The organism is Achromobacter sp. SD115 (assembly GCF_017355315.1).
Taxonomy (GTDB): Bacteria; Pseudomonadota; Gammaproteobacteria; order Burkholderiales; family Burkholderiaceae_B; genus Achromobacter; species Achromobacter xylosoxidans_B.
Genome location: NZ_JADIJM010000013.1, coordinates 42,654 through 65,967, shown reverse-complemented (window position 1 = coordinate 65,967; position 23,314 = coordinate 42,654). Strand labels below are relative to the sequence as shown.

22 protein-coding genes and 2 riboswitches are annotated in these 23,314 nt (G+C 65.9%); of the genes, 6 read left to right on the top strand and 16 right to left on the bottom strand.

The genetic code is table 11. From position 1 onward, the window contains the following. Positions 1 to 62 precede the first annotated feature (62 nt). A riboswitch (glycine riboswitch) is annotated at positions 63 to 155 on the top strand. Position 156: 1 nt separating this feature from the next. Next, positions 157 to 245: riboswitch (glycine riboswitch) on the top strand. 44 nt (positions 246 to 289) lie between these two features. The 3 genes from IPU70_RS18885 (at position 290) to IPU70_RS18875 (ending at position 2,202) form a co-directional block, all read left to right on the top strand. Next, positions 290 to 1,519, top strand: a complete 1,230-nt coding sequence (locus tag IPU70_RS18885) for a D-amino acid dehydrogenase (protein WP_207469333.1) — start codon at positions 290 to 292, stop codon at positions 1,517 to 1,519. 72 nt (positions 1,520 to 1,591) lie between these two features. Then, positions 1,592 to 1,873, top strand: coding sequence for a type II toxin-antitoxin system Phd/YefM family antitoxin (locus IPU70_RS18880; protein WP_207469331.1), 282 nt, complete (start codon positions 1,592 to 1,594; stop codon positions 1,871 to 1,873). Then, positions 1,870 to 2,202 (top strand): type II toxin-antitoxin system RelE/ParE family toxin, encoded by a 333-nt coding sequence (locus IPU70_RS18875; protein WP_207469329.1) that lies wholly within the window; start codon positions 1,870 to 1,872, stop codon positions 2,200 to 2,202. The genes IPU70_RS18880 and IPU70_RS18875 overlap by 4 nt, the downstream gene beginning before the upstream one ends. Positions 2,203 to 2,264: 62 nt before the next feature. Here IPU70_RS18875 and IPU70_RS18870 read toward each other — a convergent pair whose 3' ends face one another. Continuing rightward, complete coding sequence (locus IPU70_RS18870) at positions 2,265 to 2,819, bottom strand: DJ-1/PfpI family protein (RefSeq protein WP_207469327.1); 555 nt, start codon at positions 2,817 to 2,819, stop codon at positions 2,265 to 2,267. Between the two features lie 108 nt (positions 2,820 to 2,927). Between IPU70_RS18870 and IPU70_RS18865 the strand changes: the two genes are divergently transcribed. Beyond that, positions 2,928 to 4,373, top strand: a complete 1,446-nt coding sequence (locus IPU70_RS18865) for a PLP-dependent aminotransferase family protein (protein WP_207469326.1) — start codon at positions 2,928 to 2,930, stop codon at positions 4,371 to 4,373. Between the two features lie 35 nt (positions 4,374 to 4,408). Here IPU70_RS18865 and IPU70_RS18860 read toward each other — a convergent pair whose 3' ends face one another. Together IPU70_RS18860 and IPU70_RS18855 are read right to left on the bottom strand one after the other, a co-directional pair. After that, positions 4,409 to 5,722, bottom strand: a complete 1,314-nt coding sequence (locus IPU70_RS18860; RefSeq protein WP_207469323.1) for an amidohydrolase family protein — start codon at positions 5,720 to 5,722, stop codon at positions 4,409 to 4,411. A gap of 65 nt (positions 5,723 to 5,787) precedes the next feature. Beyond that, positions 5,788 to 6,570, bottom strand: coding sequence for an alpha/beta fold hydrolase (locus IPU70_RS18855; protein ID WP_207469321.1), 783 nt, complete (start codon positions 6,568 to 6,570; stop codon positions 5,788 to 5,790). A 251-nt stretch (positions 6,571 to 6,821) separates the two neighbouring features. Between IPU70_RS18855 and IPU70_RS18850 the strand changes: the two genes are divergently transcribed. Beyond that, complete coding sequence (locus tag IPU70_RS18850) at positions 6,822 to 7,676, top strand: helix-turn-helix domain-containing protein (RefSeq protein WP_207469319.1); 855 nt, start codon at positions 6,822 to 6,824, stop codon at positions 7,674 to 7,676. A 25-nt stretch (positions 7,677 to 7,701) separates the two neighbouring features. On the opposite strand, the gene dmpG is transcribed toward IPU70_RS18850, so the two are convergent. The 5 genes from dmpG to IPU70_RS18825 all read right to left on the bottom strand — a co-directional run bounded on the left by dmpG (position 7,702) and on the right by IPU70_RS18825 (position 12,633). Continuing rightward, positions 7,702 to 8,745 (bottom strand): 4-hydroxy-2-oxovalerate aldolase, encoded by a 1,044-nt coding sequence (dmpG, locus tag IPU70_RS18845; RefSeq protein ID WP_207469318.1) that lies wholly within the window; start codon positions 8,743 to 8,745, stop codon positions 7,702 to 7,704. 12 nt (positions 8,746 to 8,757) lie between these two features. Continuing rightward, the gene (locus tag IPU70_RS18840) at positions 8,758 to 9,663 is read right to left on the bottom strand and encodes an acetaldehyde dehydrogenase (acetylating) (RefSeq protein WP_207469316.1); all 906 of its coding nucleotides are present in this window, start codon (positions 9,661 to 9,663) and stop codon (positions 8,758 to 8,760) included. A gap of 41 nt (positions 9,664 to 9,704) precedes the next feature. Further along, complete coding sequence (locus IPU70_RS18835; RefSeq protein ID WP_207469314.1) at positions 9,705 to 10,988, bottom strand: TRAP transporter large permease; 1,284 nt, start codon at positions 10,986 to 10,988, stop codon at positions 9,705 to 9,707. Continuing rightward, positions 10,985 to 11,467 (bottom strand): TRAP transporter small permease, encoded by a 483-nt coding sequence (locus IPU70_RS18830; protein WP_207469312.1) that lies wholly within the window; start codon positions 11,465 to 11,467, stop codon positions 10,985 to 10,987. The genes IPU70_RS18835 and IPU70_RS18830 overlap by 4 nt, the downstream gene beginning before the upstream one ends. 143 nt (positions 11,468 to 11,610) lie before the next feature. Further along, positions 11,611 to 12,633 carry a TRAP transporter substrate-binding protein gene (locus IPU70_RS18825; protein WP_207469311.1) on the bottom strand — a complete coding sequence of 341 codons (1,023 nt, stop codon included), beginning with the start codon at positions 12,631 to 12,633 and terminating at the stop codon, positions 11,611 to 11,613. Between the two features lie 260 nt (positions 12,634 to 12,893). Here IPU70_RS18825 and IPU70_RS18820 point away from each other — a divergent pair, with 260 nt between their 5' ends. Continuing rightward, the gene (locus IPU70_RS18820; protein ID WP_242702584.1) at positions 12,894 to 14,321 is read left to right on the top strand and encodes an FAD-binding oxidoreductase; all 1,428 of its coding nucleotides are present in this window, start codon (positions 12,894 to 12,896) and stop codon (positions 14,319 to 14,321) included. Between the two features lie 53 nt (positions 14,322 to 14,374). Here the strand turns inward: IPU70_RS18820 and IPU70_RS18815 are convergent, their stop codons facing one another. The 8 genes from IPU70_RS18815 to IPU70_RS18780 all read right to left on the bottom strand — a co-directional run bounded on the left by IPU70_RS18815 (position 14,375) and on the right by IPU70_RS18780 (position 23,242). Beyond that, entirely contained in the window at positions 14,375 to 15,172 is a 798-nt protein-coding gene (locus tag IPU70_RS18815) for an IclR family transcriptional regulator (RefSeq protein WP_242702583.1), read from the bottom strand. A 109-nt stretch (positions 15,173 to 15,281) separates the two neighbouring features. After that, on the bottom strand, positions 15,282 to 16,838 hold the full coding sequence (nadB, locus tag IPU70_RS18810; RefSeq protein ID WP_207469308.1) for an L-aspartate oxidase: 1,557 nt from the start codon (positions 16,836 to 16,838) through the stop codon (positions 15,282 to 15,284). 20 nt (positions 16,839 to 16,858) lie between these two features. Continuing rightward, the gene (nadA, locus tag IPU70_RS18805; protein WP_207469307.1) at positions 16,859 to 17,998 is read right to left on the bottom strand and encodes a quinolinate synthase NadA; all 1,140 of its coding nucleotides are present in this window, start codon (positions 17,996 to 17,998) and stop codon (positions 16,859 to 16,861) included. Positions 17,999 to 18,144: 146 nt separating this feature from the next. Next, positions 18,145 to 18,933 (bottom strand): PhzF family phenazine biosynthesis protein, encoded by a 789-nt coding sequence (locus IPU70_RS18800; protein WP_207469306.1) that lies wholly within the window; start codon positions 18,931 to 18,933, stop codon positions 18,145 to 18,147. A 93-nt stretch (positions 18,934 to 19,026) separates the two neighbouring features. Further along, complete coding sequence (locus tag IPU70_RS18795) at positions 19,027 to 19,524, bottom strand: transporter suffix domain-containing protein (protein WP_207469305.1); 498 nt, start codon at positions 19,522 to 19,524, stop codon at positions 19,027 to 19,029. 14 nt (positions 19,525 to 19,538) lie between these two features. Next, positions 19,539 to 20,603, bottom strand: a complete 1,065-nt coding sequence (locus tag IPU70_RS18790) for a DUF2955 domain-containing protein (RefSeq protein ID WP_207469304.1) — start codon at positions 20,601 to 20,603, stop codon at positions 19,539 to 19,541. Continuing rightward, entirely contained in the window at positions 20,593 to 21,702 is a 1,110-nt protein-coding gene (locus IPU70_RS18785) for an HlyD family secretion protein (protein ID WP_207469302.1), read from the bottom strand. Before IPU70_RS18785 ends, IPU70_RS18790 begins: the two co-directional genes overlap by 11 nt. Continuing rightward, positions 21,695 to 23,242, bottom strand: a complete 1,548-nt coding sequence (locus tag IPU70_RS18780; protein ID WP_207469300.1) for an efflux transporter outer membrane subunit — start codon at positions 23,240 to 23,242, stop codon at positions 21,695 to 21,697. Before IPU70_RS18780 ends, IPU70_RS18785 begins: the two co-directional genes overlap by 8 nt. Positions 23,243 to 23,314: the final 72 nt, after the last annotated feature.

Sequence of the window (23,314 nt, the reverse complement as noted above, 5' to 3'; positions counted from 1 at the left end):
TTCATTGGTATTAACCCTTGGTCTCATTCCGGTGGATTTTGGCTATCCTCGCCTCGTCGATCCAAAACCCCGCAGAAGAGACCCGTCCACAGCGGCAGGCGCCGACGGAGCAACCGCCCCGGAAACTCTCAGGCAAACAGGACTGCGCGGTCTAGACAATCTGGAGAGAGGCGCCGAGCGCGCCCACCGAAGGGGAACCCGCCGCCTGCGCTGCGGGTGAAGCTCTCAGGTACAGAGACAGATGGGGTGCTGCGGCCGGGTGGCCGCGGCCACCCAATCTGGAGCCATCATGCCCCGCATCGCCATCATTGGCGCCGGTATCACCGGTGTCACGTCCGCCTATGCCCTGAGCAAACTGGGATACGACGTCACCGTCTACGACCGCCAGCGCTACCCCGCCATGGAAACCTCCTACGCCAACGGCGGCCAGTTGTCCGCCAGCAACGCCGAGGTCTGGAACAGTACCGCGACCATCCTCAAGGGCCTGCGCTGGCTCGGACGCCACAACGCCCCGCTGCTGCTCAATCCCCGCTTCAGCTGGCACAAGTATTCGTGGCTGGCGCAGTTCATCGGACAGATCCGCAACTACCGCAAGAACACCATCGAGACCACCCGCCTCGCCATCGCCGCGCGCCAGCATCTGTACACCATGGCTGAAGAGGAAGGGATAGATTTCGACCTGGAGCGCCGCGGCATCCTGCACATCTACCACGACGCCGCCAGCTTCGAGACCGCCCGCCGCGCCAATGCCCTGCTGCAGGAAGGCGGGCTGGAGCGCTACGCGGTATCCCCCCAGGAAGCGCGCGACATCGAACCCACGCTGCAAACCTCCTGCTACGGCGGCTTCTACACGCCCTCGGATGCCACCGGCGATATCCACAAGTTCACAAGCGGCCTGGCCCGCGCCTGCGAGCGCCGCGGCGTGCGCTTCGCGCAGGACGCCGACATCCGCAATATCAGCCTGGACGGCGCGCCCTACGTGCTCGACGTCGCGCGCGAAGGCGGCGCGCGGACCGAACAGCACGAGGCCGATGCCATCGTCGTCTGCGCCGGCGCCGTCAGCCGGCAATTCGCCAGGCAGTTGGGCGACACACTCAACATCTATCCAGTCAAAGGCTACTCCATCAGCGTGCACCTGGACGACGCCGCCAGCCAGGCCGCCGCGCCGCAGGTCAGCCTGCTGGACGAAGCCGCCAAGATCGTCACCAGCCGCCTCGGCGACCGCTTCCGCGTGGCCGGCACGGCGGAGTTCAACGGCTTCAACATGGACATCCGCGCCGAACGCGTGCAGCCGCTGGTGGACTGGACCCGCAAGCACTTCCCCGGCATCCGCACCTCGCGCGTGGTGCCCTGGTGCGGATTGCGCCCGATGACGCCCAGCATGATGCCGCGGGTCGGCCCCGGCAAGCGGCCGGGCGTGTTCTACAACACGGGGCACGGGCATCTGGGCTGGACGCTATCGGCGGCAACGGCGCAGATGCTGGCGGCGAGCGTGAGGATGGGGCTGGGCGAGGCTTGATCTGATGGAGGGGGGACTGAATTCAGACTATAATCGGTCTTACTGACATATCCGCTCGGAGATCAGTCCCCCATGAAATACTCGACTCAAGTCAAACCGATTTCCTATCTCAAAAGCCATGCGGCGGAAATCGTCACAACTCTCTCGCAAACTCGCGAGCCCATGCTCATCACGCAGAACGGCGAGGCCAAGCTGGTTGTCATGGATGTTGAAAGCTATGAAGAACAGGAACAGGCCATGGCCTTGCTCCAGTTGCTCGCGCATGGCCGCAAGGAGATAGAGGAAGGCCGGATTACGCCAGCCGCGGATGTCTTTGCCCAGATCGAAACGATGGACAAGGATGATGAAGAATGAGCCACAAGGTTGTCTTTCTTCAAACTGCGGTAGACGACCTTCATGAAGTCCGGCGGTACATCCGCAAGCATTTCACGCAAACGACGTGGCTGAACGCCTATTCCAAAATCAAGAAGGCGATCCTGAAGCTTGAGCAATTCCCGAATGCGGGACATGCGCTGCCGGAGCTGCCGGCCACTCATTTTCTGGAAATCTTCGCCGTGAAGAATCGCGTCATCTACGAAGTCATTGGAGACCGGGTCTATATCCACATCATTTGTGATGCCCGCCAGGATTTCAAGACGAAATTGACCCGGCGTCCTGTGCAAACACTCAGAGCAAAAAAATAAGGATTTCAGTGTCTCGCCGCGGAAGCACCTGTGGCAAGGCCGCAGAGCGGCGCCACGCATCCTCAATCCACCTTGGCGATCATCCCCAACATCGCCTCGGACTTCTCCTTGCCCAGCAAGCGTTCGACGATCCAGCCCGCGAGATCCTGGGTGGAGAGGCATCCGCCCGCCGAAGCCACATTGCCATGCACCACCAGCGGTTCGTGCACAGTGCTGATTCCCATCGACTCCAGTTCGGCGAACACGCCGGGATAGGTCGTGGCCGTCTTGCCTTCCAGCAAGCCTAGCCTGGCCAGGAACAGCACGCCCGAATCGATGGCTCCGATCACCTGGCGGTCCGGGTCCAGTTGCAAGCGTCCCATGAAGTCCGAGTCCGCCAGTTTGGCGCGCGAACCGGGACCGCTGACGATGAACACGGCGTCGGCCTCGCGCAGTTCTTCCAGCTTTCCATGCGGCCGGAAGCTGATGCCGGTATTGGACCTGACCTCATCCACGTCTGAACAGATGCGGACCGACCAAGTCCCCTGGTAGTTCACGTAGTCCGGATCCTGCACGCGATTGAACAGGTCCCAGGGCAGGAACAGATCCACATCGGTGAACCCGTCATACGCAAGCATGGCAACTTTCATCAAAACCCCCGGCAAGTAGACAAGATCTGATGCTAGTGCCATCGCCATTCAATCTGTATAGTCAGATTTATATAAATATTACCTATACAGAATTTCATGGCCAGTTCCACCACGACTTACGGCCGCATCGCCTCGCGGCTAGGCGCCATCATCGCGCGCGGCCAGCTCACGCCCGGCGACAAGCTGCCATCGGTGCGCCAGCTGGCACAAGCCAACGAGGTCAGCGCGCCCACCGCCGAACGCGCCCTGCGCGAACTGGAATCGCTGGGCCTGGTCGTTGCCCGCCCCCGTTCCGGCTACTACGTGGCGCCGCGGCAGCAGACACCGGCGGCCCGTCCTCTCCCCAAACGGCCGGCCGCCCTGCCCCGCCCCGTCACGCTGACCGGGCAGGTCCACGATCTGTTCGCCCAGGCCCGCTCGCCCGACCTGGTCATGTTGGGCGCGGCCACGCCCTGCCCCGATTGGCTGCCCAGCCGCGCGCTGGCCCGCAGCGCTGCGGCCGCGCACCGCCGTCTGGGCGCGCAGGGCGTGCTGTACAGCGTGCCGCCCGGTCGCATGGACCTGCGCCGCCAGATCGCGAAGCGCGCGCTGCGCTGGGATGGGAACCTGGATCCGGACAAGCTCATCATCACGGCAGGCGCCACACAGGCCATGCAAATCGCGCTGGGCGTGGTAACCAAGGCGGGCGATACGGTGGCGGTCGAATCGCCCTGCTACTTCGGCACGCTGATGCTGCTGAAGGCGCATGGCCTGAAGGCGCTGGAGATTCCCGCGCATGCGGATCGGGGCATGGATCTGGATGTGCTCGAAAGCGCACTGAAGCGCTACCGGATCGCAGCGGTGGTCGCTAGTCCCACTGCGAACAACCCTTCCGGCTTCACCATGCCCGTGAAGGCCAAACAGCGGCTGGTGAAAATCCTCGCGCACGCGGGGGTGCCGCTGATCGAAGACGATCCGTATGGCGACATCACCATGCAGGCGCAACGCGAACCCTCATGCAAGACCTTCGACACCGCAGGCATGGTGCTGTATTGCTCGTCCGTGTCGAAGACACTGGCTCCGGGCTGGCGTACCGGCTGGCTGGAGGCCGGACGCTTCGTACACGAAGCCACGGAAAAGCGCGTCGAAGCCAGCCTGGCGGGATCGCCCATCATGGAGGCCGCGCTGGCCGACCTGATGCTCAGCGGCGACTATGACCGGCACTTGCGGCGCTTCGCGGCCAGGACACAGGCTTCGATGCGCGCCATCACGGCGCGAATCCGGTCTACTTGGCCCCCAAGCGCCCGCTATGCGCAACCGCATGCCGGGTTCCTGCTATGGCTGGAACTGGCAGCCGGAACCGACACGCGGGAATTGATGCGCCAGGGGCAAACAGAAGGCTTCAGCATCTGCCCGGGCGCCATGTTCTCGGCAGACGGCAGCCTCTACTCGAATTGCCTGCGGATGAACACGGCCTTGCCGGCGACGCCGCAACTGCTGGCATTGATAGACCGGATCGGCGAACTGATCGCGCACGGCGCGGCTGTTGCACGTTCGGTCTGAAGGAAGGCCGCGCCCCTTGCGGCGGCCGCTCGCGCTCAATGCGCCGCGGTCTCCCTGAGGCTCTCGCTTATCTGCAACGCTGCGGCATCGCCCTGCGCGGGCGAGCGAGTGTCCTTGCACACTTCCCCATCCTTCATCACCAGCACGATCCTGTCCGGATCAACCAGCAAGGACAGGTCCTTGAGCGGATCGCCGTCGACCATGACCACGTCCGCCAGATAGCCGGGACGCAGCATGCCCAACTCATCCGGGCGCTGCATGATGTGGCCGCCCAGGCCGGTGGCGGACACCAGCGCCTCCGTGGGGGTCATGCCGATGTAGTCGACGAAATACTGGAGGTCGTTGGCGTTGGTGCCATGCGGCATCCAGGCAAAGCCGTAGTCGCCGCCGGGCAGGATGCGGATGCCGCGCTGGTGCATTTTTCGCAGCGATTCCGAGGCGATTTCGAGCTCACGCTTGTAGCCCATCTGCTCGGCGATGGCGGGGGTGATGCCGTACTCGGAGGCGTTGAAGGCGGTCCGGATCAGCCAGCCTATGCCTGGGGCAACGAAGTGCCTGTCCTTGTTAGCTTCCAGCATGTCGAGCGCTTCCTCGTCCGCGAAGCTGGCGTGGTAGATCATTTCGATGCCATGGCGCACGCATTGCTTGACCGACTCGCTGGAACGCGCATGCGCCGCGACCCGCTTGCCATAGCGCTTGGCCTCGCTCGCCAGCATGGCGATCTCGTCTTCGGCGAAAGGCGACATCTCGGCCGGCAGCCCGGCGATGTACTCGCCGGACAGGTTGATCTTCAGGTGGTCGACGCCGTACTTGATGAAAGTGCGCGCCGAACGCCGGATCTCCTCGGGCCCGCTGCACACGCTGCCGAAGCTCAATTCGTCGAACGGCATGTGCGGCAGCGAATTGTCGCCCAGCGCGCCTATGGTCGTGATTTCCTGGCTGCCCGCCAGGTAGCGCGGCCCCGGGCACTCGCCCGCATTGATGGCGTTGCGCAGCACTACGTCCAGACGCGGCTTGGCGGCGGCCGCGCCGATGGCCGAGGTCCAACCCATTTCCAGATAGCGCTTGGCCACGCGCACGCACCAGAGTATGTGTTCCTCCGGCGGCATGAATTGGATCGCGGCCAGTGTGGGCTGATCGTTCCAGGAAAAGTGCGTATGCGCTTCGGTCATGCCGGGCATCAGGAAGCGGCCGCGCCCGTCGATGACGCGCGCGCCATCGCGGCTCACCTGCTGGGGCGCGCGCGCGACCTGCGCGATGCGCGCGCCTTCGATCAACACTTCGCCTTGATAGGTTTCCGCGCCGCTGCCATCGAAGATCGCGACGTTGGTAATGGCAATTCTGGACATGACAGGTCTCCTCCGGCCTGCGCGGCAGGCCGATTTTTTATGTTGAAGCGCCAGGAAAACGTGGCTTAGCGCAGCGCCGCGTGGAACTCCCGCAGAACCTTGATGCAGGCCTGCGGCTTTTCGTAGGTGGTCCAGTGGCCGCATCCGTCCAGCACGATGCGGCGGCTGCCCGCCATGCGCGCGGCCAGGGCCTCGACGTTGGCGGGCGTGGCCACGCCATCCTGGTCGCCCGTCACCAGCAGGGCCGGAATGCCGAGCGCCTCGACGGCTGCAGGCTGCGCGTCCGCCAGCGCCTCGCAGCTCTGCGCATAGCCTTCCGGCGGCTGGCGCATCACGCTCTCGCGCACCAGCGCCAGCACGGCGGGCTGCTCTTGCCTGGTCTGGGCGCTGGTCGCGCCCTTGACGATGGCGTCGGCGATTTCCTGCATGGCGGCGTCGCCGCCGCGCGCCAGGTCTGCCCGCGCACGAATGCCGGGCCGGCCCGCCTCGGGCGGCGCGGCCAGCGGCCCGAACAGGGCCAGCGACTTGACCCGTCCGGGATGCATCACGGCGAGATGCTGGGCCACCACGGTCCCCAGCGAATGCGCGGCGATATGCGCTGCGTCGATGTCCAGCTTGTCCAGCACTCCTGCCATCGCCTCCACATAGGCCGCGATGGACAGGCGCTGCCCGCCCACGGGCGATCGCGCGCTGCCCGGCAGGTCGGGACGGATGACCCGGAAGCCATCGAGAGCGTCCATGACAGGCGTCCACGTATTCGAGGATCCACCCAGGCCGTGTATGCACAACAGTGCCGGCCCCTCGCCGTCGATTTCCACGGCCATGCCGTTGACGTGTTGCGTGCCCATGCTGCTGCCTCCTTCGTCAGTCCCGCTCTGCGCCGTCGTTACGCCGGCAATTTTCAGGACTGTATCGGCTCGGGCAGCCGCGCGCTTATCGCCGGGTGCGCGGACTTATCGCAGAGTCAGATTTTGTGCCTAGTGAATACACCTAGGGCGGACGGAAGCGCAAACACCCATAAAATTCCCTGAGCGCCGCACCCGCCCCAGGCGCAGGCTCTGGCTTGCGCCAGGGGCGATAAGAAAAACGGGAGACAGAGATGCAGGAGACCTACGCCTTGCATGAGGGTGCGTTCGGCCGCGCCGTCGTGCTGGAACTGCGCGACGACCTGATCGCGCACGCGCATGCGGAAGTGCAGCTGGCCCTCTGGCTGGGCGGCGCGCGCGTGCTGGGGCATGTCGGCCAGACGCCGGTCCCCTACAGCGAGCACCTGGCGCTCGGCACCAACACCTACGAGTCGCACGATGCCAGGCTGCTGGAACGATCCGGCCCGGCCATCTTCCTGGTCCTCTATATCGCCAAGCCCTGGCTGGATGAACGGCGCGCCGCCACCGGCCGGCCGTTCCACTTCGAAGCGCCCGGCGTCCCGATAGACGCGGCCGTGCGCCAGGGCTGTTGGCGGCTGCTGGACAAGATCGTCGCGCCGCACGAACACCCCGGCGCCGACCTGGATGCGGAGGTCGAGGCCCTGCTGCAAGCGGCGATCGAATCGTCCACCGGACCGGAACGCCCACGCAGTCTCATGCCCGCCGCGCCGGCGCTGGACCGCAGGCTGCGCGCTGCAATCGCCTACATGCGCGAGCACGCCCATGAGCCGCTAACGGCGGAAGAAGTCGCCAGCCGGGTGGGCTTGTCGCGCGGTCACTTCTTCGCGCTGTTCCGCGACCAGCTCAACACCACGCCGCAGGTCTTCTGGAGCGCGGTGCGCGTGGAGGAAGCCGTGCGCCTGCTGGTGCACCAGGAACAGCCCCTGACTTCGGTGGCGCTGGACCTGGGCTTCTCCACGCCCGGCAATTTCTCCCGCTTTTTCCGCGAACACATGGGCGTGTCGCCGTCGCGCTTCAGACGGGCGGCGACCGGCGCGGCACAGCATCTGCTGACCGGCGTACCGTGAACGCGACGCCGGCCGGCAGCCCGCCTCAGGCGGCGCTGGCGGCGGTCGCCCGCTTTTGCCGCAGCAGGGACAGGGCCGTATCCTCGATCATGTCTTCCTGGCCGCCTATCATGCCGCGGCGCCCCATCTCGACCAGGATCTCGCGCGCCGGAACGCCGTACTTCTGTTCCGCGCGCTTGGCAAAGAGCAGGAACGAGCCATACACCCCGGCATAACCCAGCGTCAGCGCGTCGCGGTCGATGCGGATCGGGAAATCCATGATGGGGACCACCAGGTCTTCCGCCACATCCTGGATCTTGAACACGTCGACGCCCGTCTCGGCGCCCATCAGGTCCAGCACCGACACCAGCACTTCCAGCGGCGTGTTGCCCGCTCCCGCGCCCAGCCCGGCCGCGGCCGCATCGATGCGCACCGCGCCGGCCTCGATGGCCGCGATGCTGTTGGCCACGCCCATGGCCAGATTATGATGGCCGTGGAACCCCAGTTCCGTCTCCGGCCGCAGCGCGCCGCGCACGGCTTCCAGGCGGGACTTGACGGTATGGGGCAACAAATGCCCGGCCGAATCCGTGATGTAGATGCAATTGGCGCCGTAGCCTTCCATCAGCTTGGCCTGCCGCACCAGCCCTTCCGGACTGTTCATGTGGCTCATCATCAGGAAGCCCACCGTGTCCATGCCCAGCTTGCGCGCCTCGGCGATATGCTGCTCGGCCGTGTCCGCCTCGGTGCAGTGCGTGGCCACCCGGAGGGTGTGCACGCCCAGCGCATGCGCGCGCCGCAGGTCCTCGACCGTGCCGATGCCCGGCAACAGCAAGGCCGACACCTTGGCCTGTTTCATGACCGGAACCACGGCCGACAGGTACTCCTCGTCTGAGTGCAAAGGGAAGCCATAGTTGACCGATGCGCCCCCAAGACCGTCGCCGTGGGTGACTTCCAGCAGCGGCACGCCTGCATCGTCCAGGCCGCGCGCAATCGAGACCATCTGTTCCAGCGTGATCTGGTGGCGCTTGGGATGCATGCCGTCGCGCAGCGTCATGTCGTGCAGTACGACTTTCTTGCCTTTCAATTCCATGGTCTTCATCTCCTAGTTTGCTGCCTGGGCGGCGGACGCCAGCATCTGCTCGGCGAACATTTCGGCGCTGCGCACGGCCGCCGCGGTCATGATGTCGAGATTCCCCGAATACTTGGGCAGGTAGTCGCCCAGGCCCTCGACCTCCAGGTAGACCGACACCCGGTTGCCGTCGAACACCGGTCCGTTGACCAGGCGATAGCCCGGCACGTACTTCTGCACTTCGGCGATCATGGCGTGCACGGACTCGGTGATGCGCGCCTGGTCCGGCTCGCTCTCGGTCAAGCAATGGACCGTATCGCGCATGATCATCGGCGGTTCCGCCGGATTGAGGATGATGATGGCCTTGCCCCGCTTGGCTCCGCCGATGCGCTCCACCGCGCCGGCCGTGGTGCGGGTGAACTCATCGATGTTCTTGCGCGTGCCCGGCCCCGCGGAGCGCGAGGACACGGTGGCCACGATTTCGCCATACGCCACCGGCTGCACGCGCGACACCGCATACACCATGGGAATGGTCGCCTGGCCGCCGCAGGTCACCATGTTGACGTTGTTCTCCTGCCGGCCCGCCAGATCCTTGAGGTTTACCGGCGGCACGCAGTAGGGGCCGATGGCGGCCGGCGTGAGATCGATCACCTTGACGCCCAGCGCGGTGAGCTTGTCCGAGTTCTCTTTGTGGACGTAGGCGCTGGTGGCGTCGAAGGCGAAACGGATGCCGGCCTCTGCCACGTGGGGAAGCAAGCCGTCCACGCCGTCGGCGGTGACCTCAAGGCCCATGTCCCGCGCGCGCTGCAACCCGTCCGATTCCGGATCGATGCCCACCATCCAGACCGGTTCCAGCACCGCGCTGCGCTTCAGCTTGGCCAGCAGGTCGGTGCCGATATTGCCCGAGCCGATGATCGCGACCCGCAGTTTTCCTGACATGCTTTACTCCTGGTTTGATAGAAAAAAAGAACGCGGACCCGCTAGTTGCCCATCAGGCTCAACGGCGCCAGCGAGAGCGCGGGCACATATGTGATCGCCAGCAAGGTGACGATCATGGCCGCGATGAAGGCAAGAGAGCCGGCCGCGGCTTTCTCCAACGGAATGCCGCCGATGCGGGCGCCGACGAACAGATTCACGCCCACCGGCGGCGTCACCATGCCGATCGCCAGGTTGACGATGATCACGATGCCGAAATGCACCGGATCCACGCCGACCGCCATGACCACCGGCAGCAGGATGGGCGTGAGGATGATGATGGCCGCTATCGTCTCCATGAACATGCCAACAAACAGCAGCAGCGCGTTGATCAGCAGCAGGATGACGATGGGGTTGTCCGTCAGGTGCACGATGTAGTCGGCGATCAGGAACGGAATCCGCTCGATCGCCAGCACTCGCCCGAAGATCGTGGCCGTGCCGACGATCACGATCACGGTGGCCGAGGTCAGCGCGGACCCGGCGATCACCTGGTACAGCCCCTTGAACGTCAGCTCCTTGTGCACGAAGGCGCCGACGACGAAGCCGTAGAGCACGCCGACCGCAGCCGCTTCCGTGGGCGTGAACACGCCGCCGTAGATGCCGCCCAGAATAATGACCGGCGCCAGCAGCGCCCACTTGGCATCCCACACCGCCGCCGCGATTTCACGGCCGCTGTAGCGGCGGTCCACGCCGCGGTAGCCATGCTTGCGCGCGCTGAAGTACGCGACGATCATCAGGCCCACGCCTATCAGCAGGCCGGGGATGATGCCGGCCAGGAACATCTTGGTGATCGACACATTGGCCGACACCGCATAGATGATCATCGGGATGCTGGGCGGAATGATGATGCCGATGCTGCCCGCGGCGGCGATCAGGCCGACGGAATAGCCCTTGTCGTAGCCCTGCTGAGCCATGGCGGGCAGCATGATGCCGCCGATGGCCGCGACCGTGGCGGGCCCCGAACCGGAAATCGCGGCGAAGAACATGCAGGTGACGATGGCGATGATGGCCAGCCCGCCTGTATAGCGGCCGAACAGCACGTTGCCCACATTGAGCAGGCGCCGCGACAGTCCGCCCTGCCCCATCAGATCGCCGGCCAGGATGAAGAACGGCACCGCCATGAGGGGAAAGGAATCGATGGAGGTGACCAAGCCCTGCGCAATGTAGCTGCTGCTGACCTTGCCGCTGTAAAGCAGCGCGACCGCGGAGGCCAGGCCCAGGGAGATGGCGATGGGAACGCTGAGTATCAGAAGCGCCAGGAAACTGCCGAACAGCAATAGCGAGATCATGCCCGGCTCCCTTGGCGCAACGCGCCCAGCTCGAGAAAAATGCTCTGGATCAGGCGCAGGATGACCAGTCCGAAACCGACGGTGGGCGCCAGATAGATCACCCCCATGGGCAATCCCAGCGACGACGAGGTTTGCCCGAACTTGAAGATCTTCAGCGTCAGCGCGTAGCCTTCCTTCACCACCAGCACGGCGAACACGATGAACAGCAGGTGCGACAGGACGACGAAGCAGGCCTTCAAGCGACCCGGAAAGCGGGAGATCACCGCTTCAACGCAGATATGCGCATTGCGCTTGACGGCGTAGCTCACGCCCAGGTAAGTGGCCCAGATGAAGCAATAGCGAGCCAGCTCTTCCGACCAGGCGAGCGAGCTGTCCATGACGTAGCGCATGAAGACCTGCGCGCAGATCAGCAGCGACATGGCCGACAACAGGAGCACGGTCAGCATCTCTTCCAGATGCTTGTCTAGAAATTTCCACATGGTGTCGTAGTTCCGGAGAAGGCCGGCTTGCGGCGGGCAGCAACCCGGCCGCGCCACCGCGTTTGCGGTTGCCGGCTTGAACACGCGCGCCCGCCAGCGGCGCGGCGCGCGCAAGGATGAGGCGGCCTAGGCGCCGCGGGCGCTCAGCTACCCGCCTTGTTCACTTCAGCCACGATCCTGTCGACGATGGTGCCGCCCACCTTCTTCTTCACCATCTCCTGGATCGGCCCCATCTTGCCGGAGAACGCCGACAGTTCCTCGGGAGTCAAGGCGGTGAAGGTGACCGTCGTCATCGCGGCTTCAGCCTTCTCGTCGGCCTTCTGCGCCAGATCGCGCTGGTAGGCGGTGGTGTCCTTGACCGCCTGTTCGAGGATCTTCCTGTCGGCATCGCTGAAGCGGCCGTATACGTCCGGATTGATCAGCAGGGGCCAGGGCGAATAGACATGATTGGTCTTGGTGATGTACTTCTGCACCTCGTCGAACTTCATGTCGTAAAACAGATTGATCGGGCCTTCCTGCGCGTCGAAGGTACCCTGCTGGAGCGCGGTGAAGAGCTCGCCGAAGGCCAGCGGCGCGGGGTTGGCGCCTTCGGCCTTCCATGCGGCGATGTGCACTTCGTTTTCCATGGTGCGCATCTTCATGCCGGCCAGGTCCGCGGGCGACTTAATGACCTTCTTGCTATTGGTCAGCTGGCGAAAACCGTTCTCCCAGTACGCCAGGCCCTTGATCCCCACCTTGTCCAGGCTGCCGAGCAGCCCTTGCCCGATCTCGCCGTCCAGCACGCGATAAACGCTGGCCCGGTCCTTGAACAGAAAGGGGATGTCCAGCGCGAAGAATTCCTTATTGAAATTGCCCAGGACGGCGGACGACACGAAGGTCATGTCCACATTGCCCAACTGGATGCTCTCCACCAGTTCGCGCTCGCTGCCCAGCTGGGAGTTCGGGAAGATCTCCATCGTGATGCGGCCATCGGTCTTGGCCGCGAGTTCCTTGGCCAGATGTTCCAGAGCCAGGTGCCCGGTGTTGCTGGTGGACGCGGCATGGCCCGCCTTGAGCACGATCTTTTCCGCAGCGGCGGCATAGCCTGCGTAGCCGGCGGCGAACACGCCCAACCCTGCCGCCATCGCCGCGGACCGGAACAGCTTTCTAGTGATACCCATCATCATTTCTTTGTCTCCAACAATGCGCTGCTCCCGTGGGAAACAGACCTTTCTTCTGCGGAAAATCAGCGGATTCAACTGCGCTGACGCGCGGCGGTTTCCTGGCCCATGGCGCTCGGAAGGACGCCGCAGGGCCGGTTGTATGTGCCGTCGGCGCATTCTAGATTGATGCTAAAATTTTTTCAAACCCTGAGAACATCTCTCAACATATGAGAGATTATAAAAACGGCATGAACGTGAAAGACACGTCAAAAGGAGTGATGCACATGAAGATTGCGGCGCCCGAAGCGGCATCGGTTCCATGGAGCCCGGAGCAAGTGCTGGCCGCGCTGCGGCGCGAACCTGGCATCGGCGAGGTGCTGACGGGCGCCGACATCGACCGCAAGCACCTGCATGACTGGAGCGATGAACAAGGCGGAACCCCGCTGGCGTTGGCGCGTCCGCGCAGCACGGGCGAAGTCGCCCGTCTGCTCGCCTTGTGCCACGCCGCGCGTTGCCCGGTAGTGCCGCAAGGAGGCCTGACCGGCCTGGCGGGCGGCGCCGTGCCGGTGGAGCGCTGCGTGCTGGTTTCGTTGGAGCGCATGTCCGGCGTCGTGGAAATCGATGCCGCCTCGGCCACCATGACCGTGCTGGCCGGGACGCCGCTGCAGACCATCCAGGAGGCCGCCCAGGCAGCCGGATTCTTCTTTGCCCTGGACCTGGGCGCGCGCGGCTCGTGCCAGATCGGCGGCAACATCTCCACCAACGCCGGCGGCAACCGGGTCATACGCTACGGCATGGCGCGCGACCTGGTGCTGGGCCTGGAGGCCGTGCTGGCCGACGGCACCGTGCTTTCCATGATGAACAAGATGGTCAAGAACAACGCCGGCCCCGATCTGAAGCACTTGTTCATCGGCACCGAAGGCACGCTGGGTATCGTCACGCAGGCCGTGTTGCGCCTGCATCCGGGCGTATCAGGCGCCAACACGGCGCTGGTGGCCGCGCCCGACTTCGGGTCGGCCATCAAGCTGCTGCGGCATGCGCAGCAACGCCTGTCCGGACAGGTCAGCGCATTCGAGGTGATGTGGCAGGACTACTACCAGGCGGCCACCACCGCCGGCGGCATCGCCGCGCCGCTGCCCGCCGTCCACCCGCTATACGTGTTGCTGGACCTGCAGGCGGCAGCCCCCGAGGAAGACGCGGCCAGGTTCGAAGCCGTGCTGGAGCATGCGCTCGCCGAAGGCTGGATCGCCGATGCGGCAGTCGCGCAATCGCACGCCGATGCCGAGGCGTTCTGGGCATTGCGCGACTCCATCTCGGAGATGCTGAAGACCTATGCGCCCACCATCAACTTCGACGTATCCGCGCCCATTTCGCGCATCGAGGAATGCGTCGGGCGCATGAGAGAGGCGCTGTCCCGGGACTTCCCCTCGGTGCAGGCGATCTATTTCGGGCATGTGGGCGACGGCAATGTGCATATCGTGGTCGGCCCCTTGCCGGCTGACGGGCATCGCACGGAAAAGCAGATCGAAGCCGCGTTCTACGGCATCGTGCGCAGCCTGGAGGGCTCGGTCTCGGCCGAACACGGCATCGGGCTGCACAAGCGGCCCTGGCTGCACTACAGCCGCAGCGAGGCGGAGCTGGCGCTGGTCCGCGGGCTCAAGCAGGCTTTGGACCCGCTAGGCATCATGAACCCTGGCAAGATCCTGGCCTAGACCGTTCCCCTGGCCCGATCTTGCCGGCAGGCGCCTGAAGCGGCGCCTGCTGCTCAGCCCTGGCTGCTGCCAAGTTCCGCGCTGATCCTGCGCGCCGCTTCGCATACCACCGGCACCAGCGCGGCCATGCGCTTTTCATCCATGTATTCCAGGGTGCTGGAAACGCTGACGGCCGCGACCGTCTTGCGGCGGCCGTCGCGGATGGGCGCCGCCACGCAGCGGATGGACGGTTCGTCCTCGCCCGTGTCATAGGCGTAGCCGGCCTGCGCGTAGTTGCGCATCAGCTTCAGCCATGCGGCTTTCGATACAGGCAGGCGCAGCAGATGGCGCTGACTTTCGTAGATGGCTTCCCACTCCTGCTCGCCGGCGTCGAGCAGCAAGGCCTTGCCTACCCCGGTGGAGATCAGCGGCTTGCTGCCGCCGATGCGCGAACTGATCTCGATCGCGCGGCGGCTGGCAATCTTGTCCAGATAGATGACCAGCCCATGATCCATGGTGGCCAGGTGCACGGTATCGGATGTCTGGTCCGCGAGACCTTGCAGGATGGGGCGCGCAATCTGCGTCAACTCCACTTCCGAATACGCGTGGAACCCTAGCTCCAGCAATTTTCTGCCCAGCATGTAGCCGCGCTGCGGATCGCGCTTCAGATAATTGCGCCGCGCCAGCGCCAGAACCATGCGATGCACCGTGCTGTAGGTCATGCCGGTGTGCTGCGCGATATCTCCCAGATCGCTGACGCCCGCGGCCACCGATTCGATGATGTCCAGGCCGCGCAGCAACGTCTGGCTGGCGGCCGGTTCGGGGCGCGCGGCCTTGTCCTTTTGCTTGGTCTTGGCCGTCTTGGAGGACATCTCTGCTTGCTTCACCTGTTTCACCATACCGCCGCGTGCATTGCGTGCCGCGCATCCAGTTCGCCCAAGACCCTTGATCCGATGATGCCTGAGTCCCGCCGACGGTATTCTACGGTATTGCGTATGGCGCAAGCGCCTGTGTTTCGGCGCGGATCGGCCTGTCGCTGTTGAAATGCGCGCCCCGGCTTTCATCGCGCGCGCTGGCCGCACGCACGATCAGATCGGCAACCAGGGCCAGGTTGCGCAGCTCCAGCAACTCCAGACTCACGCCCTCACGCAACAGCCGCGCCTCCATCTCCACGCGCAACGGTCCAATGAAGGCGGCCGCGCGCGTGAGCGATGCGTCGCTGCGCAGCACACCCACGTCCCGGCTCATCAGCTGGCGCAAGTCGCGCCGCAGCGTCGCCAGATCCGCGGACGCCGGACTGGTCCTTTCGTCGGCGGGCCGCGCGCGGCCCGCCTTTGACAACGGGGCCTGCCCCAGAATGTCTTGCGCCGCAGCCCTGCCCGTGACCACGCACTCCAGCAGCGAGTTGCTGGCCAGACGGTTGGCACCATGCAATCCGGTGCAGGCCGCCTCGCCTACCGCATACAGGCCCGGCAGATCGCTGCGCCCCGCCATGTCCGCGACGATGCCGCCGCAGGTGTAATGCGCGGAGGGCGCGACTGGAATGGGGTCTTTCGTGATGTCCAGGCCCAGCGCCAGGCAGCGCGCATGGATGGTGGGAAAGTGTTCCCGCAGGAACGCCGGCGGCTGGTGGCTGATATCGAGGTGCACGCATTCCAGCCCATGGCGTTCGATCTCGCTCTGGATGGCGCGGGCGACGATGTCGCGCGGCGCCAGTTCGGCGCGCGGGTCGTGCGCCGGCATGAAGCGGGCGCCATCCGGCAGGCGCAGCACGCCGCCCTCGCCGCGCACGGCCTCGGAAATCAGGAAGCCGCCCGCCTGCGGGTGATGCAGGCCGGTGGGATGGAACTGCGTGAATTCCATGTTGGCGACGCGGCAGCCCGCGCGCCAGGCCATGGCGATGCCGTCGCCGGTGGCCGCGGCCGGCGCGGTCGTCGTCTGGTACGCCTGCCCCGCGCCGCCGCTGGCCAGCACCACGTGGCTGGCGGCGGCGTCGAAAATCCGTCCGCTGCGCAGGTCCAGCAATCGCACGCCCTGGCAGCGCGCTCCTGCGGCGCCCGCAGCGCCGTCCAGGATCAGGTCCACGGCGCAATGCGCTTCCAGCAGCGTGATGCCGGGCTGCCGCCGCGCCCTGCCCTCAAGCGCCGCGATGATGGCGCTACCGGTCGCATCCGCCGCGTGTGCGATGCGGCGCAGGCCGTGGCCCCCTTCGCGCGTCAAGTGCAGTCCATCCAGCTCCGCCGTGAACGCCACGCCCTGCTCTTGCAGCCACGCGATCGCGCCGCATGCGCGGGAAATGATGCTCTGCGTAGCCGGCAGATCGCACAGGCCGGCGCCCGCGATCAGGGTGTCGCGCACGTGCGCCTCCACGCTGTCGTCCGCCGCCAGCGGCGCGGCAATGCCGCCCTGGGCCCGGTTGCTGGCGCTGTCGCGCAATTCACCCTTGGATATCAGCGCGACCCGCCGCCGCGGAGCCAGTTCCAGCGCGACGGCCATGCCCGCCAGCCCGCTGCCGATGATGATGACGTCGAATTCCATGAGCGGACCTCCCGTAGTCCTTATGCCGGCCCGACGCTGGCGTACAGCGGCGTGTCTTGCGCCAGGTCGCCGCTGGCCTGCACGCGGCGCTTGCGCCGTTCCGCGAAGTCCAGCATGCGGTCGATCGGCGCCTTGGCGCGCAAGCCCAGCACCGGATCCAACCTGATTTCGTTGCGGCCGTGCTCCAGCGTCTCGGCCAGATTGGTCAAGGCATTCATGGCCATCCAGGGACATTGCGCGCAGCTCTTGCAGCTGGCGCTGTTGCCCGCCGTGGGCGCGGCCAGGAAAGTCTTGCCGGGCGCCAGCGCCCGCATCTTGTGCAGGATGCCCTGGTCGGTCGCCACGATCAGCAGGCCGGTGTCGAACTTGCGCGCGGCCTCGATCAGCTGGGTGGTCGAGCCCACCACGTCCGCCTGCGCCAGCACCGCCGCGGGCGACTCCGGATGCGCCAGCACCTTGGCCTGCGGATGTTCGGCGCGCAGCAGCTCCAGTTCGACGCCCTTGAACTCGTCGTGCACCAGGCACGACCCCTGCCACAGCAGCATGTCGGCGCCGGTCTGGCGCTGCACATAGTCGCCCAGATGCCGGTCCGGCGCCCACAGGATTTTCTCGCCGCGCGCATGCAGGTCGGCGATCACGTCCAGCGCGATGGACGAGGTGACGACCCAGTCCGCGCGCGCCTTCACTTCGGCGCTGGTGTTGGCGTAGACCACCACCGTCCGGTCCGGATGGGCATCGCACCAGGCGGCGAAATCGGCGGCGGGACAGCCCAGATCCAGCGAGCACGTGGCATCCAGGTCCGGCATCAGGATGCGCTTGTCCGGGCTCAGGATCTTGGCCGTCTCGCCCATGAAGCGAACGCCAGCCACCACCAGCGTGCCGGCCTCGTGATCGCGTCCGAAGCGCGCCATCTCCAGCGAATCGCCGACGCAGCCGCCGGTCTGTTCGGCCAGTTCCTGCAGTTCCGCATCGACGTAATAGTGGGCCACCAGGACAGCGCGTTCCCGCGCCAGCAGTTCGCGTATGCGCGCCACGCAGGCTGCGCGCCCGGCGGCCGGCAAGGGTTCGGGCACGCGCGCCCAGGCCTGGCCGACGGCGCTGGGGCAGCTGGGCGTGGCAGGCAGATCGAATTCGACGTACCGGCGGTTGGGGGTATCCATGGGCTTGTCTCCTCGCGGAATTTTTATGCTCAATTTGAGCATTTATTGATCAAAAAAAGAGCACTATTTATGCTAGTATTGAGCATAAATAGTGTCAATCTCTTTTTTCAGCGCCGCTGCGCGCCCTGGCAGCGGCCCGGCCCCGCTCAGATAAAGATCAAGCCGCGCATATACAGCGCCGCCTGGCCGCTGATGATCACGCGGCCGTTATCCAGTACCTCGCAATGCAACTGACCCTTGCGCGCCCCGCCCTGCTGCGCGCTGAGGCTGCGCTGGCCCAGCCGCTGGGCCCAGTACGGCGCCAGCGAGGTATGCGCCGATCCGGTCACCGGATCCTCGTTCACGCCCACGCGCGGCCCGAACCAGCGCGACACGAAATCGAATTGCGCCGACGGCGCCGTCACCGCCACGCCGCGCGTGTCGAAGGCCGCCAGCGCGGCGAAGTCCGGCTTCAAGGCATCTATCAAGGTTTCGTCATCGATCACCACCAGATAGTCGTCCGTCTTGTAGAACGCCTGCGCGTCCGGCAGGCCCAGGGCCTGCAGCAAGCCCGCCGGAATTTCCTGCGCTTCGGGCCGCTTGGTCGGGAAATCCATCGCCAGCCGGTCGCCGGCGCGGCGCACCTGCAATTCGCCGCTGCGCGTGGCGAAGCGCAGCACATCCTCGGTTGCGCCCAGTTGCTCGAACAGCACCCAGGCCGACGCCAGCGTGGCGTGGCCGCACAAGTCCACCTCCACCGCGGGGGTGAACCAGCGCAGTTCGTAGACATCGCCCTTGCGCACGAAGTAGGCGGTTTCCGACAGATTGTTTTCTTCGGCGATGCGCTGCAGCGTTTCATCCGGCAGCCAAGCCTGCAGCGGCACCACCGCGGCGGGGTTGCCGCCGAAGGGAGCGGCGGTGAAAGCGTCTACCTGATAGATATCGAGTTGCGGCATGGCGGGTCCTGGTTGATGGCTGAGATTGCGCGTTGAAACGCAAGCCGGCATTTTCCTATGAAAATGCCGGCGCGCATGCTCAAGCCGTGGCCGCTACACCGTGCGCACGAACAACGCCCGCAGCTTGCTCCAGAAATCCCCCCCCAGCACGAAGAAGCTGGCGATCAGCATGAGGTCTCCGGCCAGTTGGGCCTGCCACAGATTGGGCCGCAAGCCCGGCCACATCTCGTCGATGTAGGGTTCCAGCACCGAGGTCAGGATGGGCAGGAAGAACATGACCAAGCCGATGGCATGGCGCACGCGGCCGACCTTCTGCACGGGAGCGAGTTTCTTGGCGTGGCCGAACACGATGGACTTCAGACGCTGGAATCCCTCCTTGCCCATGACGGCAATACAGCTCAGCAACAGCACCTTGTTGGCGATGAACACGGTGCCGGTGAGCGCCGCGATGCGCGAACCCGGCACGTCCATGTAACCCGCCACCGGGATCAGAAACCACAGGGAAAAGGCGATGATGAACAGTCCTATCCCGCATTTGAAGCGCCATCCCGCCGCGGGCGCGGGTTGGGCCGGTTCGTCTGGCAATGACATGGCTGCCTCCTGGTTCAAACGTCTTGAGGGACTGCGGTTGAAGGATTCTGTACAGGCGCCTGGCCGCCTGGCGAGCGGGTCCGGGGTTCGAGCAGACGCAGCATCAGGCAGGCGTAGAGCGTGACGCCGATGAACAGGCCCATGCGCACCGCGAACGCGGTGTAGACGTCCTTGCCCGCGGCGCTGTCCTGCACCGACTGGCCCAGCAGGATGATCAGCGTCACCAGCGTGTTCAGCCAGAAGCTGGGCGGATGCGGGGTCGGACTCAGCCGATAGAGCTTACGCGCGGCCACGAGACCGAACAGCAGCATCCAGAGAAAGAACATCCACAGGTTCACGAACAGGCTCAGGGCGCACCAGAAGGCGACCGCCAACGCGCCGCCCAGCAGGGTCGAGCCCAGCAGTTCGCGCGCCGCACCCTGCGCCGCCGTGACGCAGCTTTGCCGCCCCAGGCTGACCGACTTCAAGATGATGGGCATGTAGCCCAGCGGGTCGGTCAAGGCCAGCAGGAAGGCCGGCATCACCACGAGCGAGGCGCGCAGGGCCTTGCGGCTGGCCTCGTCCGGCGGCAGGATCGGAGCCACGGGCGGCGCGGGCGCGGCCGACGGCTCGGGGAACAGCAGGTGGCAGGCGCCCAGCGCCAGGACGGCGACCAACAGGCCTTTGCCGAGCGCCTCGATCACCAGGGCGGCCAACGCGAAGTCGACCGTGCCGGCGGCGGAAATCATGGTCAGGCCGATGATGAGGAAAGTCGACAGCAGGTTGTTGCCGCCGCGCAAGCCATAGAGGAAGGCGTAATAGAGGCACAAGGCGATGAGCAGCACGCCGCTCAAGGGGTAGTAGCGTAGCAAGGGGCTCAGCAGCAGGCCGATGGCGGTGGTGAGCAGCGCCATCAGCATCAGGCCCAGCCCGCTCTTGAACGACAGGGGCCGGTTCATCGAAGCCAGCAGCAGCACGCCCAGCACCGGCGCGACCATGGGAATGGGCAGGTCCAGGCCGAAGCTGACGGCCGTGCAGAAGGCGGTGCCCGCGCCCACACGCAAGGCGCGTTGTCCGCGAGGATCGAGGTCAGTACGCATAGGAGAGCCAGCTCATCAGCCGCATGTAGGCGCGGCCCAGCAGATTGAGCGGATTGCCGGAACTGGGAAACGCCATGACCTCGGCCTGTCCGCCCACGCGCACGCCGCTCAGGGCCGGCAGGTCGCCGAGATCGAACTCCACGATGACGGGAAAGCGCTGCGCGGGCCGCAGCCAGTCGCGGCTGTTCTGCACCGTGGGCAGGCTGCCTGGCGGCGTACCCGGCCCCACGTTGACGCCATAGCCGACGCTGCGCACGCGGCCCTTGAATAACTGCCCGGGCAGCGCGTCAAGGATGATCGCCACCGGCGTGCCGGGCTCCACATGGCCCAGGTTGTTCTCCGTCATTTCCGCGCTGATCCAGACGTCGTGGATGGCGATCAGCGTCATGACCGGACTGCCGGCGGCGGCGAACTGTCCGGCATCGGTGCGCAGGTCGGTGATCAGCCCCGCCGAACGCGCCCGCACCTGCGTATTGGCCAGGTCCAGCTCGGCCTTTTCCAGGGCGGCCGCGGCGCTGCGCAGCTTGGCGTTGTCTTCCTCGCTGCCGCCTTCCTGTTCGCGCGCGCGCTGTACTTCGGCGCGCGCCGCGGCGACCTGGCTGATGGCTTGCGCCAAATTCGCCCGCGCGATTTCCAGCCGCCGCAGCGAAACGGTGCCCTGATCCTCGCGATACAGGCGTTCGAGCCGGGTGCTGTCCTGGCGCGCCTTCAGTTCGTTGGCCTGCGCGGCGCGCAAGGAGGCTTGCGCCGAATCGATGCCCGCGGTGCTGGCGCCGATCTGCCTGCGCGTGGATTCCAGGTCGGCGCGGGCGCGGTCGACGGCAATGCGGTAGTGCTCGGGGTCGACGTCGAACAGCACCGCGCCGGCGTCAACGTCCTGGTTGTTGCGCACGTGCACCCGGGTCACGCGCCCGGAAACCTCCGACGCCACCGGCACGACAAAAGCCTGCACCCGCGCCTGCTGGGTGTACGGGGTGTAGCGGTCGGCCAGCAGGTACCAGGCCAGGCTCAGGACAATGAACAGGACGACCCATCGAACGCCCTTTTTCGCAGGGTCCGGCGCAGGTGCGGCGGTGGGCTGGGATGGCGAGTCACTCATCGGGTCGCACCTTTTGCGCGGACACGGCGGCGGCCGGGGCAGGCGCCGGTTCGGACAGCAGATCGCCCCAATCGGTGCGCTGCCGCATCTGTTCGCGGGTCGCCGGGTCGAGCACCGGCTCCGCGCTGTACCAGCCCCCGCCCAGCGCCTTGTACAGGGCGATGAGGTCGCTTACCGCGCCGCCCCGGTTCACGACGTAGGCGTCCTGCTGGACCGCCAGCGCCTGCTGCGCGTCCAGCACGCGCTGGAAATCGGTATAGCCCTCGCGGTAGAGCGCGTTGGCCAGGGTGAGCGAGCGCCCCGCGGCCTGCGCCGACTGCTGCAGGATGCCGTCGCGCTCCAGGGCCTTGATCAGGCCGCTGGCCGCGTCGTCGGCCTCGCGCGCCGCCTGCCGGACGTCATCCTGGTAGGCCACGATCAGTTGCTGCAGCCGCGCGTCTTGAACGCGCACATTGTTCTGCAGACGGCCATGGTCGAACACGTTCCAGCTGAGGGCGGGACCTGCCAGCAGCGCCATGCCGCCCGCCGTGCCGGCCAGCGACGTGGCGGACCAGGCAATGCTGCCCAGCAGGGTCAACGAAGGATAGAGATCCGCCGCGGCCACGCCCACTTGCGCCGACTGCGCGGCGATGCGCAGTTCCGCGGCGCGGATGTCGGGACGGCGCAGCAGCAGGTTGGCGGGCACGTCCTGCAACACCGCCCGGCCGATCAGCGGCACGACCGCCGTCTTGTCATCCAGTTCCGGCATGGGGCCGGGCGGGCGGCCGACCAGGACCGCCAGGGCGTTACGGGTCCGCAAGATCTGGCTTTCGAATTCGGGGATGGTGCCCAGGGTGCTCAGGTACTGCGTCCTGGCCTGCTGCAAATCCAGCTCATCGGTCTCGCCGCTGCGGAACAGTTTTTGCGTGATCTCGTAGCTGCGCTTCTGGATGCCGGCGTTGTCGCGGGCGATCCGCAGCCGCGCCTCGGCGGTGCGCAGCGCGTAGTAGCTTTCGGCCACCTGGGCGTGCAGCAGCACCAGCACGTCGTCGCGATTGGCCTGGGCCTCGAAGTACAGGGCGTCGGCCGACTCGATGGCGCGGCTGAACCGGCCCCAGAAATCCAGTTCCCAGCCTATGTCGAAGCCGGCGCTGTATTGCCAGAAGCTGCTGGGACGCGGATTTCCTTCGGCCGAGCGCGATGACCGGTGCTGATACAGGGCGTTGGCCCCGACCACCTGCGATTGCGGGTAGCGGCCGCTCTGGGCGATGCCGAGTTGCGCGCGGGCTTCCATGATCCGCAGACCCGCGATGCGCAGGCCGGCGTTGTTCGCGTCGGCCTGCGCGATCAGGTATTCGAGGACCGGATCGCCGAAGACCTGCCACCACTGCCGGGCATCGGGCTGCAGCTGCTGGAGACTGGCCTGCTGCAGCGCGGGCGTGTTCCAGTCCGCGGCCCAGCTGGTGCGCGGGGGCTCGAAGTCGGGCCCGACACGCATGCAGCCGCCCAGGCACAGAATGCCGATCAGCAGCAGCCGATTCGAACAAGTCAGCGGCGACATCGGGTATCAGGTCCGTCTAGAGCCTAACCGCCATGGTCCACGACGCCGCCCGGTCCCGGCAGGGCGCGGCGT

What these genes read in the sequence shown, in the direction of transcription:
- IPU70_RS18885 (WP_207469333.1), top strand. Translation starts at nt 290, where the DNA reads ATGCCCCGCATCGCCATCATTGGCGCCGGTATCACCGGTGTCACGTCC.
- IPU70_RS18880 (WP_207469331.1), top strand. Translation starts at nt 1,592, where the DNA reads ATGAAATACTCGACTCAAGTCAAACCGATTTCCTATCTCAAAAGCCAT.
- IPU70_RS18875 (WP_207469329.1), top strand. Translation starts at nt 1,870, where the DNA reads ATGAGCCACAAGGTTGTCTTTCTTCAAACTGCGGTAGACGACCTTCAT.
- IPU70_RS18870 (WP_207469327.1), bottom strand. Translation starts at nt 2,819, where the DNA reads ATGCTTGCGTATGACGGGTTCACCGATGTGGATCTGTTCCTGCCCTGG.
- IPU70_RS18865 (WP_207469326.1), top strand. Translation starts at nt 2,928, where the DNA reads ATGGCCAGTTCCACCACGACTTACGGCCGCATCGCCTCGCGGCTAGGC.
- IPU70_RS18860 (WP_207469323.1), bottom strand. Translation starts at nt 5,722, where the DNA reads ATGTCCAGAATTGCCATTACCAACGTCGCGATCTTCGATGGCAGCGGC.
- IPU70_RS18855 (WP_207469321.1), bottom strand. Translation starts at nt 6,570, where the DNA reads ATGGGCACGCAACACGTCAACGGCATGGCCGTGGAAATCGACGGCGAG.
- IPU70_RS18850 (WP_207469319.1), top strand. Translation starts at nt 6,822, where the DNA reads ATGCAGGAGACCTACGCCTTGCATGAGGGTGCGTTCGGCCGCGCCGTC.
- dmpG (WP_207469318.1), bottom strand. Translation starts at nt 8,745, where the DNA reads ATGGAATTGAAAGGCAAGAAAGTCGTACTGCACGACATGACGCTGCGC.
- IPU70_RS18840 (WP_207469316.1), bottom strand. Translation starts at nt 9,663, where the DNA reads ATGTCAGGAAAACTGCGGGTCGCGATCATCGGCTCGGGCAATATCGGC.
- IPU70_RS18835 (WP_207469314.1), bottom strand. Translation starts at nt 10,988, where the DNA reads ATGATCTCGCTATTGCTGTTCGGCAGTTTCCTGGCGCTTCTGATACTC.
- IPU70_RS18830 (WP_207469312.1), bottom strand. Translation starts at nt 11,467, where the DNA reads ATGTGGAAATTTCTAGACAAGCATCTGGAAGAGATGCTGACCGTGCTC.
- IPU70_RS18825 (WP_207469311.1), bottom strand. Translation starts at nt 12,633, where the DNA reads ATGATGATGGGTATCACTAGAAAGCTGTTCCGGTCCGCGGCGATGGCG.
- IPU70_RS18820 (WP_242702584.1), top strand. Translation starts at nt 12,894, where the DNA reads ATGAAGATTGCGGCGCCCGAAGCGGCATCGGTTCCATGGAGCCCGGAG.
- IPU70_RS18815 (WP_242702583.1), bottom strand. Translation starts at nt 15,172, where the DNA reads ATGTCCTCCAAGACGGCCAAGACCAAGCAAAAGGACAAGGCCGCGCGC.
- nadB (WP_207469308.1), bottom strand. Translation starts at nt 16,838, where the DNA reads ATGGAATTCGACGTCATCATCATCGGCAGCGGGCTGGCGGGCATGGCC.
- nadA (WP_207469307.1), bottom strand. Translation starts at nt 17,998, where the DNA reads ATGGATACCCCCAACCGCCGGTACGTCGAATTCGATCTGCCTGCCACG.
- IPU70_RS18800 (WP_207469306.1), bottom strand. Translation starts at nt 18,933, where the DNA reads ATGCCGCAACTCGATATCTATCAGGTAGACGCTTTCACCGCCGCTCCC.
- IPU70_RS18795 (WP_207469305.1), bottom strand. Translation starts at nt 19,524, where the DNA reads ATGTCATTGCCAGACGAACCGGCCCAACCCGCGCCCGCGGCGGGATGG.
- IPU70_RS18790 (WP_207469304.1), bottom strand. Translation starts at nt 20,603, where the DNA reads ATGCGTACTGACCTCGATCCTCGCGGACAACGCGCCTTGCGTGTGGGC.
- IPU70_RS18785 (WP_207469302.1), bottom strand. Translation starts at nt 21,702, where the DNA reads ATGAGTGACTCGCCATCCCAGCCCACCGCCGCACCTGCGCCGGACCCT.
- IPU70_RS18780 (WP_207469300.1), bottom strand. Translation starts at nt 23,242, where the DNA reads ATGTCGCCGCTGACTTGTTCGAATCGGCTGCTGCTGATCGGCATTCTG.